13 protein-coding genes and 1 riboswitch are annotated in these 17044 nt (G+C 34.3%); of the genes, 10 read left to right on the top strand and 3 right to left on the bottom strand.

The window, feature by feature from the left end; translation table 11 throughout:
• Window positions 1-360: 360 nt before the first annotated feature.
• The gene (locus tag DES36_RS13530; protein ID WP_170128326.1) at window positions 361-1911 is read right to left on the bottom strand and encodes a PucR family transcriptional regulator; all 1551 of its coding nucleotides are present in this window, start codon (window positions 1909-1911) and stop codon (window positions 361-363) included.
• A 269-nt stretch (window positions 1912-2180) separates the two neighbouring features.
• Between DES36_RS13530 and DES36_RS13525 the strand changes: the two genes are divergently transcribed.
• From DES36_RS13525 to DES36_RS13500, 6 genes are all read left to right on the top strand, one after another.
• A complete protein-coding gene (locus DES36_RS13525) occupies window positions 2181-3554 on the top strand; it encodes an MFS transporter (protein WP_113921746.1) in 1374 nt (457 codons plus the stop codon).
• A gap of 270 nt (window positions 3555-3824) precedes the next feature.
• On the top strand, window positions 3825-5777 hold the full coding sequence (locus DES36_RS13520; protein ID WP_341457145.1) for a methyl-accepting chemotaxis protein: 1953 nt from the start codon (window positions 3825-3827) through the stop codon (window positions 5775-5777).
• A 313-nt stretch (window positions 5778-6090) separates the two neighbouring features.
• Window positions 6091-6486 (top strand): hypothetical protein, encoded by a 396-nt coding sequence (locus tag DES36_RS13515; protein WP_113921744.1) that lies wholly within the window; start codon window positions 6091-6093, stop codon window positions 6484-6486.
• On the top strand, window positions 6446-7093 hold the full coding sequence (locus DES36_RS13510; RefSeq protein WP_113921743.1) for an accessory gene regulator ArgB-like protein: 648 nt from the start codon (window positions 6446-6448) through the stop codon (window positions 7091-7093). Before DES36_RS13515 ends, DES36_RS13510 begins: the two co-directional genes overlap by 41 nt.
• Window positions 7094-7098: 5 nt before the next feature.
• Window positions 7099-7224, top strand: coding sequence for a cyclic lactone autoinducer peptide (locus DES36_RS13505; protein ID WP_341457144.1), 126 nt, complete (start codon window positions 7099-7101; stop codon window positions 7222-7224).
• Window positions 7225-7303: 79 nt separating this feature from the next.
• Window positions 7304-8986 (top strand): diguanylate cyclase, encoded by a 1683-nt coding sequence (locus DES36_RS13500; protein WP_113921742.1) that lies wholly within the window; start codon window positions 7304-7306, stop codon window positions 8984-8986.
• A 119-nt stretch (window positions 8987-9105) separates the two neighbouring features.
• On the opposite strand, the gene DES36_RS13495 is transcribed toward DES36_RS13500, so the two are convergent.
• On the bottom strand, window positions 9106-10860 hold the full coding sequence (locus tag DES36_RS13495; RefSeq protein ID WP_113921741.1) for a flavocytochrome c: 1755 nt from the start codon (window positions 10858-10860) through the stop codon (window positions 9106-9108).
• A 258-nt stretch (window positions 10861-11118) separates the two neighbouring features.
• Window positions 11119-11204: riboswitch (cyclic di-GMP riboswitch) on the top strand.
• 264 nt (window positions 11205-11468) lie between these two features.
• Here DES36_RS13495 and DES36_RS13490 point away from each other — a divergent pair.
• The 3 genes from DES36_RS13490 to DES36_RS13480 all read left to right on the top strand — a co-directional run bounded on the left by DES36_RS13490 (window position 11469) and on the right by DES36_RS13480 (window position 15019).
• Window positions 11469-12239 carry a CpsB/CapC family capsule biosynthesis tyrosine phosphatase gene (locus tag DES36_RS13490; protein WP_113921740.1) on the top strand — a complete coding sequence of 257 codons (771 nt, stop codon included), beginning with the start codon at window positions 11469-11471 and terminating at the stop codon, window positions 12237-12239.
• 309 nt (window positions 12240-12548) lie between these two features.
• Window positions 12549-13988: a lipopolysaccharide biosynthesis protein gene (locus DES36_RS13485; RefSeq protein WP_113921739.1), complete on the top strand. Its 1440-nt coding sequence runs from the start codon at window positions 12549-12551 to the stop codon at window positions 13986-13988.
• A 26-nt stretch (window positions 13989-14014) separates the two neighbouring features.
• Window positions 14015-15019 (top strand): glycosyltransferase family 2 protein, encoded by a 1005-nt coding sequence (locus DES36_RS13480; protein WP_113921738.1) that lies wholly within the window; start codon window positions 14015-14017, stop codon window positions 15017-15019.
• 24 nt (window positions 15020-15043) lie between these two features.
• On the opposite strand, the gene DES36_RS13475 is transcribed toward DES36_RS13480, so the two are convergent.
• Window positions 15044-15214: an aspartyl-phosphate phosphatase Spo0E family protein gene (locus DES36_RS13475; protein ID WP_113921737.1), complete on the bottom strand. Its 171-nt coding sequence runs from the start codon at window positions 15212-15214 to the stop codon at window positions 15044-15046.
• Window positions 15215-15739: 525 nt separating this feature from the next.
• On the opposite strand from DES36_RS13475, the gene DES36_RS13470 reads away from it, so the two are divergent.
• Complete coding sequence (locus DES36_RS13470; protein ID WP_113921736.1) at window positions 15740-16906, top strand: nucleotide sugar dehydrogenase; 1167 nt, start codon at window positions 15740-15742, stop codon at window positions 16904-16906.
• Window positions 16907-17044 lie beyond the last annotated feature (138 nt).

The following is a 17044-nucleotide window of genomic DNA, read 5'->3' as shown; positions in this document are numbered from 1 at the left end:
TAAAATGGTCTATCAGTATGCATTTGATGGTCTATTTTAATGCATCAGGTGGCTCAAAAGTTAGCATCGATGGTCCATTTGAAATGCAATATTCATATGACTCGGGGGATTAACAAGGAGTATATTTTTAAGGATGCTTTTCAGAAGGATATGATTATAAGGATTTTTAATGAGAAATTGCAGCAAAATCCGATGAGGAGCTGTTTCGAATTGTTGCTTATTGTATTATGGGCAATCATTTACATATGATTGTACATTGTGTCAATTCCAAATAAATGTTTAGAAAATGAAAAACACAAGCATACGAGGATTTTTATCCTTTTGATTGTGTTTTTCTTGTAGTCGTTCACCCCTACGGTATTATTGTAGGTAGGTACGAAGTAGATCATCTTCAATGAGCTTTAGGGAAAGCTGGATGTGAAATATCGTATCATAATCGTTTAAATCAACGTTTAAGATTTTATTTAACTTTTGCAAATGATATAGTACTGAACTTCTATGTAAATGTAGTTCTTTTGCAGTTGAATTTTGATTCCTGAAATTTTTTAAATAAATAAATAGGGTTTTTAAATATTGAGTAGAATTTTGAATATCATACTCAATAAGAGCCTTTACTCCAGGATGTATAAAATAGTTAAGGTCTATGTCTAATGTCTTAAGCTGCCCAAAAAAGTCAAGGAGTATATAATCATTATAGTCGTTTATCCTAATTTGTTTTTTTTCTCCTAATTCTGCAGCAATGAACGCTTGATTTACATATTTCTCTAATTGGCTTATTTCATGAAATTGTTGACTAATTCCAATATATCCATTGAAGCTTATGCAAAATTCTTCTAGATTAATTTGTGTGTCTTGATCGATTGGATTTTCTAGATCTGTATCAATAATCATTAATACTTTTCTTTTATATACAATACATTTATTGTTTTGTACAATATCTACAAAAATATTTCGGACGTATAAAAGATATTCTAGTATTGAATGGCATTGGTCTAGGTGCAATACCATAATGTAAAGATTCTTTTTTATTTGCCAATTTAAGTTCCATATTCTGTTAGAAAGTTCGTTTTCACTCTTGATCCTTCCTTCTAATAAATCTTGAATCAAAGTATGATAGGTAATCCCTCTGTTGCTTCGGATATTTTCGTTTTTTTGTATTTCAAGAGATAATATAGAACATATATAATCGACAATATCTTTATCACTTTCTTGAATTGGACGATTAGAGGCAATTACAATGACAAATCCAATAATTTTTTGCATGGATATAATTTTATTGAACATATATTCATAGTGTTGTGAAAAATCACCTTCTACAAAAGGGGGAAAGACCAGTGGTGTATCTGAATGAATGGCCTTTTCTAAGCTATTCCTAATTTCATTAACTCGATTGGTTTCGTACACTGGAGGAAAACCAATTTTTATGTCGTGCCACTTATAATCATAATTTTTTGTAAAAGCAATAAGGCGCAAACTTGAATCTCTTACGTTGATGGGGTTTTCTAACATAGAAGATCCGATATCTAAGAGTGCTTCTACCCCTTCATCCTTAATCAATGAGTTTAATAGAGAATCGGCCCAATTATTATATTTTCTAAAGATTTCAACGATATTTGCGAATACCATTTCCAAGTCGTTCACTGTGTGTAAAATAATTGTATTGTGCTTCATTAGCACATTAGGTATCTCTTTGGTTTTTACATCTGTAATATAAAGTAAATTTAATACATTCGTGGAAGGGAGGTCTTTTATTTCGGAGATTTTCCCTACTAGTAAACTATCGCATTTATATTTTGGCAATTGATTTGATAATATTTGTACGCCACTAAGTTTAGTAGGCTCATTCATATGTGAATATAAAATGCAGTAATCTTTTAAATTATCTAGTATCATAGTCCATGTTAATTTCACAATCATCCCTCATTTGTCTTTATACAATCTCTTATTCTATACAGTTTACCATAAGAGAAAGACACTATTCACTGATTATTTGATGTGATTAAGGTTTTTACATAATTTTTCTATCATACGAGCAATATGTGCAATATGTAGGTATATGTCGAAAAATGTTTGTAACATTTGTCGAATTGACTCTTGGAGTAGAGTATGGTTAAATTGATGTAGGACTAAGATTGTAAAAAAATAATAAATTAAAATAATAACATGGGAGAGGTGGCTTCGTGGAAAGGAATCAACTTTTAGCTCGGATAAGGAACAAAGAAGTAACAAGCAGAGAAATCATAATGTACAGTTTAGGTTTTTTTGCTTATAGCATCATTAATCTCGGATTCAGTACCTATCTTACATTTTTTTGGTCAGATATTTTAATCATCCCACTTGGGGCAATAAGTATCATATTTTTATTATCTAGGATTTTTGATGGCATAACAGATATCTTAATAGGTTTTTTAGTGGATAAAACAAAGACCAAATATGGAAAGGCCAGACCATGGCTTTTATGGACTGCGGTTCCATCGGCAATTGCATTTGCACTAATGTATTATGTGCCAAACCTTGGTGAGACGGGAAGAATAGCATGGGCATTTATCACTTACAATATGGTTGCCCTTGTTTTTATCACAGGTGCGTATTTACCTTTGCAGTCACTAACCTCTTTGATCACAGAGGATCCAAAAAAAAGATTGACCATCAATATGGTTGCTCAGGGATTTGCAACTTTAGCTACTATTCTCGGTAATATGTATGTTGCCCGTTCCATTGAATATTTTGGTGGAGGTGCACAAGGGTATTTCAGGTTCTTTGGATTGATGGGAATTTTAGCTTCCGCTCTCATGTTAGTTTCATTCGTTGGAACAGAAGAAAGAGTACAAAGTCAAAAGAGTACTCCAACTGAAAAAGTGTCCGCAAAAGTAGCCTTAAAGGCATTTGTTGCTAACAAGTGGTGGATGCTCGTCACATTGTTAATGGCTCTTACATATTTCTATCCTGCCTTGATGGCGATTAATGTGTACTACATGAAATGGAACATGGGAAATCCAGCACTTATGGGACCTTTTATGTCAATTATTTATGGAGCCATGCTAGTTACGCTTATTCTAGTAACACCTGTGATTAATCGACTTGGAAAAATCAAGGCAGGATTTATTGGAATGTTTATACAAGTTATGGGAGGCATTCTTCCTTTATTTGCACCTGCAAGTATAACATTGCTAATGGTTGCTGCCGCTCTAAGGGGAATTGGTCCAGCAATTTTATTAGGAACCAGACTTGCCTTCATGTGCGATGTTATTGAGTATGGTGAGTGGAAGACCGGCATCAGACTAGAAGGAATCATATTTAGTGGAGCGAGTTTTGGTGCTAAAGTGGGAACGGGTGTTGGCGCAGCAGTTGTATCTGTAATGTTAGCATATGGAGGTTATGTAGGTGGTGCAGCAGTACAAACAGCAGCCGCATTAAGTGCTATTGAGTTTACTTTTATATGGTTACATGCACTGAGTTCAATACTTGTTACCATATGTTTATTCTTCTTAAGAGGATTGGAAAAAGATATGCCTAAGATTTTAGCGGACCTTAAAGTTAGAAATGGAAAATAACCTGGGGATATGTTTTGATATGCTCCCCTTATAGTAGACAGTTTAAATAATAAAAATTGTTTATTGTAGGGAGGAGTATATTTTTTATGTCTTATAGTGGTAAATGGTGGTGTATCTACACTTAAAGCTATCAGAGTAGCTTTACTTATATGTATATTTTGAATATCTTTGGTAAAAGATAGAATAATCATTCGCTACAGAAGATGTATTGTTTTTCTTCTATTAGCATGTCTAAACCAACAGGAAGAATGGGTATTGGAGTGATTTATAGTGAGATTAATTTTAGCATCATCCATTACAATTGGTGCCATATCTCTTAATTCAGCCAATAAAACCCTTACCATTGAAGCAGAAGAAACTCTCGCGTCATTAGCACTAGAAGGTGCGAAGGTAGCACAAAGCCGTGTTGAAACTCAAAGAGAGATTTTAACGACCATAGCAAATAGAGCAGATATTCAAACTATGGATTGGAATTTACAGCAAGAAGTATTAAAAACTCAAGTGAAAAATACTACTTTTCTAGATATTGCAGCTGTTCAACCTGATGGGACAGCATTTTATCCAGATGGATCTACTAGCGAATTAGGAGATAGGGAGTATATCAAAAGAGCATTTAATGGGGAGTCAAATGTATCTGATTTATTGATAAGCCGAGTAACGAACTCTGCTGTATTAATGTTTGCAGCACCCATAGAAAATAATGATAAGGTAGTAGGTGTATTAATAGGCCGTGCAGATGGAAATGCGTTAAGTAATATTATAGATGATATGGGGTACAGAGAAAATGGATACGCTTATATGCTTAATAAAGAAGGTACTATCGTAGCTCATCCTGAGAGAGATTTAGTATTAAATCAATTTAACCCCATAGAAGCAGCCAAAAAAGATGAAAGTCTAAAGTCTCAAGGAGCATTGATTGAAAAAATAATACAGGAGAGAACAGGGGTGAGGGAATTCGATGCGGATGGTCATACCCATGTAGGAGGGTATGCAGCTATTGAAGATAGTGACTGGTCAATAGTAATTGTTGCTGATAAAGAGGAAGTTTTGGCAGCGATTCCACCCCTGATTAGAAATAATGTTATAACCACTATAATTATTATTTTTATAAGCTTTGTCATTACATATTTTATTGGAAATTCAATTACAAGACCAATCCTTCGCATTGTGGAGCATTCTCATCAAATCGCAGATTTAGACATCAGCCACAATGTACCTGATTCTGACATAAGGTTGAAGGACGAAATAGGGGATATTGCCAATGCATTTCAGTCCATTACGAGCAACCTTAGGAATGTAATAAATGAAATAAATCAATCATCCCAACAAGTTGCAGCAGCATCAGAGGAGTTAATGGCAACTTCAGGACAATCTGCTACTACAGCAGAAGAAGTTACTAAAACCGTTGAAGAAATTGCAAAGGGAGCTTCAGAACAAGCTATCAGTACAGAAGAGGGAGCCCGAAAAGCAAATTTGTTAGGCGATTGCATTGAAGAAAATCAAGGATACATGACTAATTTAAATACTGTAGCTGAAAAGGTATCTCAAGAGGTAAACAAGGGATTACATGAAATTGAGCACCTATATAGTATAACCGAAGAGAATAATCTTGCTGCAAGAGAAATATTTGAAGTCATACAAAGGACAAATGAAAGTTCAAATAGTATTGGAGAAGCGAGTAGTGTTATTACTACCATTGCCGAGCAGACAAATCTATTGGCACTAAATGCAGCTATTGAAGCCGCAAGAGCTGGAGATGCTGGAAAGGGTTTTGCTGTTGTTGCAGAAGAAATTCGAAAATTAGCAGAGCAATCATCCATTTCCTCAAAGTCTATTGACGAAATCGTAAGTGGATTGCAACAAAATGTACAAAATGCAGTAAAAACGATGGATAGAGTTTCTGTAATCTCAAAGGAACAAACTACAAGTGTACAAAACAGTAAAAATCGATATATGGCAATCGAGCAAGCTATGAAGGACGCCATTATGGCAGTTCAAAAGTTAAATGTATCAGGAGAAGAAATGGAAAAATTAAAAAAGGAAATTCTCGATACACTCCAAAATTTAACCGCAATAGCAGAAGAAAACGCTGCAGCAACTCAACAGGCTTCGGCTTCTATGGAGGAGCAGACTGCATCTATACAAGAAATAGCAGGTGCTAGTGAGAGCTTAGCAAACCTTTCACAAGATATGCAATTAATTATCTCTAAATTTAAAGTGTAATTTTTGCGTCTACCCCTACAATTTATATGAGGCTATACTAGCTAATAGGATGTGAAATAATAAATGTTGTTTTTGAAGGAATCATTAGGATTATAAATAATATGGAAAAGTGTTATTTTTTGTGTAATTATGATATTATTATATATACTAATGAACGACATTTAAAGGGGAGATACAACTGGAATTAAATAGCTTACTTGATTATGTATCTTTGTTTATGCTTCAATACGTTCCTAATGGTCTCATTTATATATTGGTCGGTTATGCTTTTGTCAAAAGGCCCATTAATAGGAGAGAATATTTCTTCTCAAGCATGATTCTAGCAGTATTTGGATTAGCAGCAAAAGTGTTTAGTTTGGAAAAACTTGGGAGTAGCAGTAATAGCCTTCCTCAGATTTTAATACTTTTTGCATGTGTTTTTTTGTTGATTTATAGAAATAAGATATCAGCTATGCATGCTATTATTTCATCCTTAACTGCTATGTTATTACAACTTGTTTTTGAAATGATTTATATAGTAATTATCTTACAAAAAGTATTAAGGATTAATGTTGATACAATATTTAATCAATCAGCTAGCATATTTTCGCTCATTGGGTTACCATACTTAGTAGCTTTAAACTTGTTTATATTATTGATTTATAAAGTTAAGATGAAAAGAAGGTTGAATGATGAATATACAGGATCAACTGGCGAAGAAAATATGTAGTGAACTTAATCTGGATGAAGAGCAGTATGAGATTATTCGTTATGGAGCATTTGCTATCATGCAAATTTCCCTTTGTATTATAGCGGTAGCTGTTTTTGGGTTGTTATTTGGGGTTATGCTTCAAGCTCTTATCGTTTCTTTTTCTACTAGCATTCTAAGGCAGTATTCAGGTGGGGCTCATGCTAGCAGACCTGGAAGTTGTGCTGTGATTGGAACTGCAGTAAGTATAGGTTTGGCTTTATTCGTGAAGTACATAGGAAATTTTATGAATGTAAATACCATGCTTATTGTTGAGAGCATCAGCTTTTTGATTGCCTTTTATATAATCAATAAGTATGCACCTGTAGATAGTAAAGCCAAGCCTATTAAATCAGAAGCTAAACGAAAGAAAATGAGAAAAAGATCTTTTCTCATTGCTACATCATACCTTGTTCTTAGTATTGTTTTTTTGTTATTGTATCAGTATACAAAGAATGTAAATTTCTACATATTTATTTTAGATATATCTGGAGGAATGTTATTTCAAATTTTTTCTCTTACAATAATTGGACGAAGTGTTTTGGCAAAAATAGATCAAGGCTTGACTCGTATTATGTATAGGGGGTGAACTACTTGAAAAAGAAAATATTTTCAATGGCATCTGTAGTATTAACTATGGTAGCTGTTTTATTTGCTGGTTCAGCATGCTGGTGGGGCTTCTATCAGCCAGAAGAACCAAAATCTCTATCTGATAAATAGTAATACATAATATATTCTCCAATATATAGATACGATTATTGTAAGAGAAATTCTGTGGGATTAAGTGAGTGGTGAAAATATGAGTGAGTTTTATATAAATAAGAATACCAAAATTCATCAAATTTTGTCCATCGTTAAGTTGGGGAGTATTCTATTCTTAAGTTTGACTATGTTAAATGCCTATTTTGAATTGAATAATCTAAACGTTTACTCTAGAGATAGCTATTTTTTGTTTTTATGTTCAACTATTACTATACTCACTGTATCTATATTATATTTTATATGGTTATTTGTCTTTGTTAAAAAGCTAAATAGAAAACATTATATTATTGCTAGTACCATAGAGCATTTTTTTCTTCTTTTTATCTTTTCGCTTATTATTCTCTTCTCTGGAGCTTATGAAAGCAATTATAAAATTTCTTTTTTATTTATTGTTATTACTTCCACTATACAGTTAGGTATGAAGTGTGGTTTAACTATAGTAGCAGTATCATCATGCTTTCTATTAGGAATGGATTTGATAATGGTACCAGACCATCTGATTAGCGAATATTTCAGTAATGATATTATAATCTGTGCAATCTTTTTCTTTACGGCTTGGCCCTTAGGATATTACAATAAGTTGGAAAAAGAGCATATTGAAGCATTAGAAGGTTTGGTTAATATAGATGATTTGACAGGTGTTTATAATCATCGTTTTTTTCAACAGTCCGTAAATGAATCCATTATTAGAGCGGAAAAAGAAAACCAAGCTGTTTCACTGCTATTTATAGATATCGATTATTTCAAAGATTACAACGACCTCTATGGTCATATACAAGGGGATAAATTGCTTGCTACATTGTCTAGTATTATAAAAAGATGCGTAAGAAGTAAGGATATTGTCGCTAGGTACGGTGGAGATGAGTTTGCTATTATCTTACCAGATACATGTGAAGAAGACGCCATTCCAATAGGTGAAAGAATTAGAAAATCTATTGACAATACGTACTTTGAAGGACAGGAGAATCTGCGGAATAAAAAAATTACAGCATCCATAGGTGTATCTACATACCCTCATAAAGCAAATACAAAAGATGAATTAATAAAAAGTGCAGATGATGCATTATATCGAGCAAAATTTTTTAATCGAAATCGAGTTGAAGTATATTCATCTATTTTAGAAGAGCTTAAAGAAGACATACAGGAAGAGCATATAGATATAATAAGTTCCATAAAAACCTTAATTGGTATTATTAATGCAAAAGACAAGTATACATATGGGCATACAGAAAGAGTGGTTATTTACTGTGATACAATGGCCGAAGAATTAGACTTATCAGAAGAAGATAAGAAAACACTAAAATATGGTGCTTACCTTCATGATATTGGAAAAATTGAGATACCACAAGAAATCTTGAACAAGAAAATGAAACTCACAGATGAAGAGTGGGAGTATATAAAGAAGCACCCAATGGATGGTGCAGAAATCATGAAACAGGTTCCATCACTTGAACAAATTGGGATATTGGTTTTACATCATCATGAGAAATACGATGGAAGTGGATATCCTAAGGGTCTTAAAGGAAAACAAATACCCTATTTGGTTCGGATTTTGGCTATTGCAGATAGCTTTGATGCAATGACATCAAGCAGACCTTATCAAACTCGAAAAAGCCATGAAGAAGCCTTTAAAGAATTGAGAAGGTGCAAAGGAACTCAGTTTGATCCAGAATTAGTGGAAGTATTTATCAGAGCATTGCAAAAAACACCTAATCATTAGATTAAGTGTTTTTTTAGCAAGAGCCTTTAGCTAACTGCTTAAGCCATCCACACAGCAATGCGGTGTATTAGTAATAGTAGAAAGATAGTGGCCAATATGTTTTGCCGACCACCATAAAATTATTGCAGCTCACTTGCTGCTGTTTGTCCAGCGATGCGACCGAATACGATGATATCGGCTACTGCATTACCACCTATACGATTTCCTCCGTGAACTCCACCAGTGACTTCACCAGCTGCGTACAATCCTTTGATAGCTTGCCCCTCTGTATTGATAATATGAGCTTTTGTATCAATTTTTACGCCACCCATTGTGTGGTGAATACCAGGCGTTACTTCTAATGCGTAGTATGGACCCTCCTCAAGGGTTTGAGTTAGATGGGCTCTTTCAAATTCTTCGTCTTTACCAGCCTTAACATAAGCTGTATAGGTTTTTAAGGTGTTTTCAAGAGTTGCTTCGTCAATTTTTAAAGTTTTTGCTAAATCTTTGATGGTTTCTCCTTGCACAGCATAGTCATCTTCAATATATCCAGCTAAAGAAGCGTTTTCTTCTCGCATTGCTTCATTAACAATCAGATAGGCAATTCCGTTCTTTTGTTTCAAAATATTAGCTGAAACCACATCTCGTGTAAGGAGTTCATCAGTAAATCGCTTTCCATCAAGATTTACTAATATCGCTCCATCACCTCTTAAGCCCTCTGTGAACAAGTATCCTGTTTCTGGATCTGTAGTAGGATGGATTTGAATTTCTTCAATATCTGTTAAATCGGCTCCTACTTCTTGTGCCATAACGATTCCATCGCCTGTTGCGCCCTTATGATTTGTAGTTGAGAAGCCTTTTAAATCAGGGCGGTATTTTTCTACCATTTGACTATTAGCGCCAAAACCTCCAGTTGCAAGGATTACTGCTTTTGCATTGATATTAAACGAGTTTCCACTTTTGTCTGTAGCTTGTATTCCAGCAACTGCGCCATCTTTTTCGATGATTTTTTCTGCTGTTGTTTCTAACATAATCTCTACATTTTGTTCTTCTAATTTTTTAGATAAAACCTGTACAACTACTGGTCCTACAGGAGAACCGTCTTCAGGAGTATGGATTCTTGGATTTGTAGCTCCTCCTGATAAAGTAACTCGTTTTAAATCAGCTCCTAAATCATTTAACCATTCCACTGCATCAGGAGCATTGTCTACTAAAGTTCTAAGGAGCTCTGGGTTGTTCTTGTCTTTTCCACCTTTCATAGTATCATCATAGAAGGTTTGTTTGGTGTCTTTGATTCCGGCAGCTTCTTGATAAGGTGTCTCTGCTGCATTCATACCACCAGTTGCGTAATTTGTATTGCCACCAATAATAGGCATTTTTTCAACGATAACCACGGATTTTCCTGCGTTCGCTGCTTCTACAGCAGCGCTCATTCCAGCTCCACCAGCTCCCACGATTACTACATCTACGTCCATGTCTTTTTGAACTTCTTCACTTGATTCACCTGCATTAGGATCTTGCAATGCTTTCATATCTGCGCCTGATTTTTCAAGGGCTGCAGTAATGGCCGCAATCATGCCTGTACTAGATTCCGTTGCACCGCTAAGGGTGTCAATCGCCAGGCTTTGGCTTGAAAGTACGCTTTCAATTACTTTCTCTTTTGCGCTACCACCAATGCTTTCTGTTTCATGTGGAGCGTCGATTTTGATTTCGGTAATTTCATCTGCTGTAACGGTAACCTTTGCGGTAATAGTACCCCCGTGACCTTCTCCTGTTCCTTCATAAGTACCAGCAGTAAATTTTCCTTTTTTATCTGCACCTTGACATCCAAAGAACGTGGTTGCCAGAATTGCAATAAATAGTAGATAGCTGATAAATTTTAAGTTTTTTTTCATATAATCCTCCTGTTTTTTGTGATGTTGTTATAAAGTAATGAAAAATTCCTGTTAATAAATACAAGCTTTTTTATAGAGCCTCGTGGAATTTTTATATTATTTGTCAATTCAGGATAAATTATGTATGAAAACAGCTATCAGGGGTGGAGTATTCCTTAAGATATAATTATTCCAAAATTCGACATAATATTGCAAAATATTACAATATTATTGATTGACAACTCGTTAAATAAATATTACCATTAAGTAGAAAGTAAATAATGATAAAGGCAAACCTATTGAAAAATAGGGACGCAAAGCATGAAATCTAAAGTCTATAGGTTAATTTATGGTTTGCTTTGAGTATTTCTCTTGTGCCAGATATTGAAATACTTAAGTACATACCATTAGATGACTAATATATATTTTTGCTAAAAGACCAAGATGGTTCGGCCGCCAAAATTATGATCGCTTATATTTTGGTGGCTTTTTTTATTCCAAAACAAAGTAGAAGTTTGTTAAAGAATAAATATAGATTATGCCTATAGCAAAATATATCCTACAAAACGGTATGCTCTTCGTGATGAATATAAGAACTTAAAATAATAAACGAAAAGAGGAAACTTATTATGATAGATTTTCACTGCGATATCTTATTTCCAGAAAGCTCTACACCTGAAAACCTCAAAAAGACAATAGAGCTTGCTAAGGCTGCGAGTAAAGTTGGATTTACAAAACTCGTTGCCGCTCCTAGGTTTACATATCAAAAGGATTTTGTTTCTACATATGATTATGATTTAAAAAGGTGTGAATATTTAAACAGCCTCCTCAGAGAAAATAATGTAAATGTACAGATCTTTTTAGGCAGTGAAATCGATTTTTCATCAGAAGTAATCGATTGTTTAAAGAGAAAAGAAATTGCTACTATTAATGATACCCAGTACATATTAGTGCGATTCTATGAAAACTGCAGTTTTTATACTATGATTGACAGTGTGTTTAAATTGCAGATGGCAGGATATAGGGTAATTTTAAGTCAAATAGAAAAGTATCATTTTATAATAGAAGATCCTGATATTGCAAGAGAGCTTGCTGTGAGGGATATCTTATTTCAAATGGATGTAAGAAGCATAGAAGGGCATCACGGTAGTACAATCAAAAAGACAGCAAAAGCATTACTTAAATCTAATAGAATACATATCTTAGGAACTCATGCGAGTAAGCCTGATGATTACAGCCAGGCGAGAAGTAGTCTTAGTAAAATACAAAAGATAGTAGGTAAGGAAAGTTATCAAGAGATTACAACAAATGTGGAATCAATACTCACGAATAAGCTTATTGTTCCATCCGATTTTACAGGAGTCAAAAAATCAAGAAGGCGTGTGTTTAGCCTCAGATGAAAATATGGTCAGAAGGACAGAGCAAGAAGGTGCTGATAGTACTTTCTTGCTCTGTTTTTTATTTAATTGGGTTGAAAAACCAGCTACTGCTTAATAATTGTTCTACTATTGTTCGCCTTAACAGGAATGTGATATAGTATATAATAAATTTTGAAAATAAATGCAGATATATTTAGAGGGATAAATACTTTATGAAAAAGAAAATCGAATTATAGTTTACTTGATTAATAAAAATATGATACAGTTTGACAGATAATAATGTATCATAAAAAGTCTTAAGCAGAAAATACATAAGAAGGAATTGATTCTATGAGTCCAGAAAGAAAATCGACATCCATTCGAAAAGCGACCACTATCAACTTTTTTGGAAAATACACGAATATATTCGTGCAGTTAATATACAGCGCAATTTTAGCTAGAATACTATCTCCAGAAGATTTTGGTGTTGTGGCAGTTGTAACGGTATTTACGACCTTCTTTTCTCTGATCGCAAATATAGGTATTGGACCAGCTATTATTCAGTACCGAAATATAGATGAAGAGGATATTAATCATATATTCTCCTTGACGGTTTATATTGGCTTAGGTATTGGGATTTTGTTTGCTCTTTTTTCTATCCCAATCTCGATTTTTTATGATGATAGTGTGTACATTCCTATAGGGGCTTTGTTAGCCATATCTTTGTTTTTTAACACTGTAAATATTGTGCCGAATTCACTTCTTTTAAAAGCACAAAGGTTTAAATTAGTGAATTTACGATTGGTTTTAGTGTCTGTTTTATCAGCGATACCTACAATTATACTAGCTCTTATAGGATTTAAATATTATGCTATAGTCATTCATTCCATATTGGTTTCTTTTATTACTTTTCTATGGAATTTTAGCACGGTAAAACTTAAGTTTGTCTTAAAAATCAATACCGATAGCTATAAAAAGATTAGAGAATTTTCATCTTATCAATTTGCCTTTAGTTTAGTGAATTACTTTTCGAGAAATTTAGACAATTTGTTAATCGGAAAATTTATTGGCAGCTCCGCCCTTGGGTTTTACGATAAGTCTTATCGATTAATGCTTTACCCTGTGCAGAATTTGACTCATGTTATTACACCTGTACTTCATCCGATATTATCTGCACATCAAGATGATAGAGCATATATCTACGAAAAATACCTTAAAGTCCTTAAGGTTCTTTCGCTTCTTGGGGTGTTTGTCTCAGCTTATTGCTACTTTGCAGCAGAGGAAATTATTATGATTTTATATGGGGAGCAGTGGTACGCTTCTGTGCCTAGTTTTCAGCTATTAGCCTTATCCATATGGGCACAGATGATCAGCTCTAGCACTGGATCTATATTTCAAAGTATTGGTAATACAAAGTTAATGTTCTTAACGGGAACGGTGTCCTCCGTTTTAATCGTAGGTGCTATTTTAGTAGGCATCGGATTTGACAATATCAATATGGTCGCTGGCTTTGTAACTCTTGCTTTTAATATGAATATCGCCATTTCGTTTTATTACTTAATTAAAAAGGGCTTAGGGTATTCCTTGAGGGAGTTTGCTGGCAAGTTTGTGCCTGATTTCATCATATTTCTGATTACATTTGTAGGTTTATATTTTATCTCTCAAATATCCTTTGATCACCTATTGATTTCAGCTATTGTCAAAGGCATCGTCGCAGTAGCCTTATTTGCTTTTGGTTTATTGATTACAAAACAATACTCTACTGTTAAAGGGATTCTAGGTAGAAAGTAAAATAAATATAGAAAAGGGTTTAGATTATGAAAGAACAATTTGATATCTCTGTTATCATGCCCATTTATAATACACAATCGTATATAAAAGAGGCTCTAGAGTCTATTCTAAATCAATCTAAGAAGAATATTGAGCTTATTGTCATCAACGATGGCTCTACGGATAAAAGTGGTGACATTACAAAAGAATATGCAAATAAGTGCAGCAATATTCTATACCTAGAGCAGGTCAATAAAGGTCAAGGTGCTGCTAGAAATGTGGGCTTGAAAAATGCTAGGGGAAGATATGTTTACTTTATGGATAGTGATGATATTTTAGAAAAAGGTGCTCTGCAAGTCCTCTACGACCAATGTCAAGGACATGATTTAGATATGATCATGTTTGATGGAGAAAGCTTTTATGATGAGGATTATATAAGTGAGAATAAACAATCCTTTAAATACACTAGAAATAAAGTGTATGAGGGAGTTTATAATGGCGCTGTGCTCCTTGACGAGCTTATTGATAATAGAGATTATTATGTTTCACCCTGCCTATATATGTTTAAAAAGGAAATTGTAATGCAGAAGGGTTTGTACTTTCCTGAGGGAATCATTCATGAGGATGAGCTGTTTACCTTTCAGCTGTACTTGTATGCCAATAAAGTAAAGCATATTTCTGAGGTCTTCTTTAAAAGGAGAATTAGAGGAAATTCGACGATGACCTCTAAAAATTATGCAAAGAGCTTTCAAGGGTATAGTCAGTGCCTTTTAGAGTTAATAGACAAACAAGAGATTTATAAAAAAGATTATAGGGGCAACTTGCGTTTAATTGAGGCTATAATAAAAAAAGAGCTTAGAAAGCTCTACAATGCAATTCTTAGGACTTTTTATGGTATGAATCCTAGTGAAAGGGCAAAATACAAAAAACGTTTTAAGAAAGTGAAGAGTAAGGCTAGGGAGCAAGCTTACTTTGGGAAAAGATATGGTTTTTTTGAAAGCAATTTTTATTATTTGTACCATAAGCTTCTGAATTTGAAGAAAAAAGTATAAGCAATGGCTAAGTATCTAGCTAGATTATATTTTACCTTGAATAAATTTGAGGTATTCTGCGATAGCCTTATCCAGACTTTGGCTTGCTTTTATAATGTCTGGATCTAATAGGTTTGAATCTTTTTTTTCTATTAATCGTTCTAAGTTTTTTTTCAATTCCTCAATGTTATTTAGCAGTTCATGCATCTCGGACATTTTTATCACCACCTGTAATTAGGATGTGCAGGTTGGGGCCAAATATGCATTAAAGACAGTTGCCAGCGACTAGCAGTTAGCAATCAGGGTTGGAGTATTTCTCTGGGGTCTTAGATCCTTCGCTTCGCTCTAGGATGACATAGGGTATTTCTCTGGGGTCTTAGATCCTTCGCTTCGCTCTAGGATGACATAGGGTATTTCTCTGGGGTCTTAGATCCTTCGCTTCGCTCTAGGATGACATAGGGTATTTCTCTGGGGTCTTAGATCCTTCGCTTCGCTCTAGGATGACATAGGGTAGTTGACTTGGGCCTTTACATTGCGGAAGGTGACTCAGATGTTTCCGCTTTCTGCATTCCGCTTTCAGCCTTTAATGATTCTCTTTTCAGTTTAAGAAATCATATAAATGATAATAATTAATATGTAAACAATACGCTATTAAAAGGTTTATTTAAGGTATTATTTGTATACTTGATTTATAATGGATTATAATGACTTGATAAGTTAAGCAAAAACGGAGGGATAAGAATGAAAATAACAGTTGCAGGAGCGGGTTATGTGGGATTGTCTAATGCGGTTCTTTTGGCTCAGCACAATGAAGTAATTACTATAGACATTATCCAAGAGAAAGTAGATATGATTAATAATAGAAAATCTCCTATTATGGACATAGAATTAGAGAAGTACCTTTCTACAAAAGAATTAAATTTAACTGCGACTACAGATAATTACAGAGCGTATAAGGATGCGGATTTTGTGATCATATCTACACCAACTAATTATGATGCAGAGAAGAATTATTTTAATACAAGATCTGTCGAAGCGGTAATAGCTAGTGTTTTGTCTATTAATCCAGACGCTGTAATGGTCGTAAAGTCGACAGTACCAGTTGGCTATACAAAGAAAATACGAGAGATGTTTGAAACAGAAAATATTATCTTTTCACCTGAATTCTTGAGAGAAGGAAAAGCCCTTTATGACAATCTTCACCCATCTAGAATCGTCGTAGGAGAAGAGTCAGAAAGAGCGAAGAAATTTGCAGGTCTTTTAGTACAAGGGGCAATTAAAGAAGATATTCCTGTATTATTTACGGATTCAACAGAAGCAGAGGCTATTAAATTATTTGCTAATACATACTTGGCGTTAAGGGTAGCGTATTTTAATGAGCTCGATACTTATGCAGAGGTCAGAGGATTAAATACGCAGCAGATCATAGACGGGGTATGTTTAGACCCACGTATTGGCACACATTACAATAATCCTTCTTTTGGATACGGAGGATATTGCTTACCAAAGGATACAAAACAGCTTCTAGCTAATTATGCAGATGTACCTCAAAATATTATGTCTGCAATCGTAGATGCAAACAGGACGAGAAAAGACCATGTTGCGAAAATGATTGTGAAGAGAAATCCAAAGATCGTAGGGATTTATCGATTGACTATGAAGACAGACTCGGATAATTTTAGGCAATCCTCTATTCAGGGGGTTATGAAGCGAATTAAAGGCAAGGGGATAGAAGTTGTAGTGTACGAGCCGGCTTTGAAAGAGGGTACGTTCTACAATTCTAGAGTGATTAGAGATATCGATGAATTTAAGAAAATTTCTGATGTAATTGTATCAAATCGTATGGCAGATGAGATTAAAGATGTGGCGGACAAGGTGTATACGAGGGATATTTATTGTAGGGATTAATTAAAAGCAGGTGGTCAGCAAAACCTTTTGCTCGCCTATGGGCGAGGTAGTGTAAGATGCTTCGCTTCGCTCAGCATGACAAAGTAATGGCTATGGTTTCACTTACAACTTACAACTTATAACTTATAACATAGAACT

Source organism: Alkalibaculum bacchi (assembly GCF_003317055.1).
GTDB lineage: Bacteria > Bacillota > Clostridia > Eubacteriales > Alkalibacteraceae > Alkalibaculum > Alkalibaculum bacchi.
This window is presented reverse-complemented; position numbering and strand designations above follow the sequence as displayed.

Coding starts and splice junctions, on each gene's coding strand:
- DES36_RS13495 (WP_113921741.1), bottom strand. CDS start 10,860: ATGAAAAAAAACTTAAAATTTATCAGCTATCTACTATTTATTGCAATT.
- DES36_RS13515 (WP_113921744.1), top strand. CDS start 6,091: ATGATTCTAGCAGTATTTGGATTAGCAGCAAAAGTGTTTAGTTTGGAA.
- DES36_RS13485 (WP_113921739.1), top strand. CDS start 12,549: ATGAGTCCAGAAAGAAAATCGACATCCATTCGAAAAGCGACCACTATC.
- DES36_RS13500 (WP_113921742.1), top strand. CDS start 7,304: ATGAGTGAGTTTTATATAAATAAGAATACCAAAATTCATCAAATTTTG.
- DES36_RS13470 (WP_113921736.1), top strand. CDS start 15,740: ATGAAAATAACAGTTGCAGGAGCGGGTTATGTGGGATTGTCTAATGCG.
- DES36_RS13510 (WP_113921743.1), top strand. CDS start 6,446: ATGATGAATATACAGGATCAACTGGCGAAGAAAATATGTAGTGAACTT.
- DES36_RS13475 (WP_113921737.1), bottom strand. CDS start 15,214: ATGTCCGAGATGCATGAACTGCTAAATAACATTGAGGAATTGAAAAAA.
- DES36_RS13490 (WP_113921740.1), top strand. CDS start 11,469: ATGATAGATTTTCACTGCGATATCTTATTTCCAGAAAGCTCTACACCT.
- DES36_RS13480 (WP_113921738.1), top strand. CDS start 14,015: ATGAAAGAACAATTTGATATCTCTGTTATCATGCCCATTTATAATACA.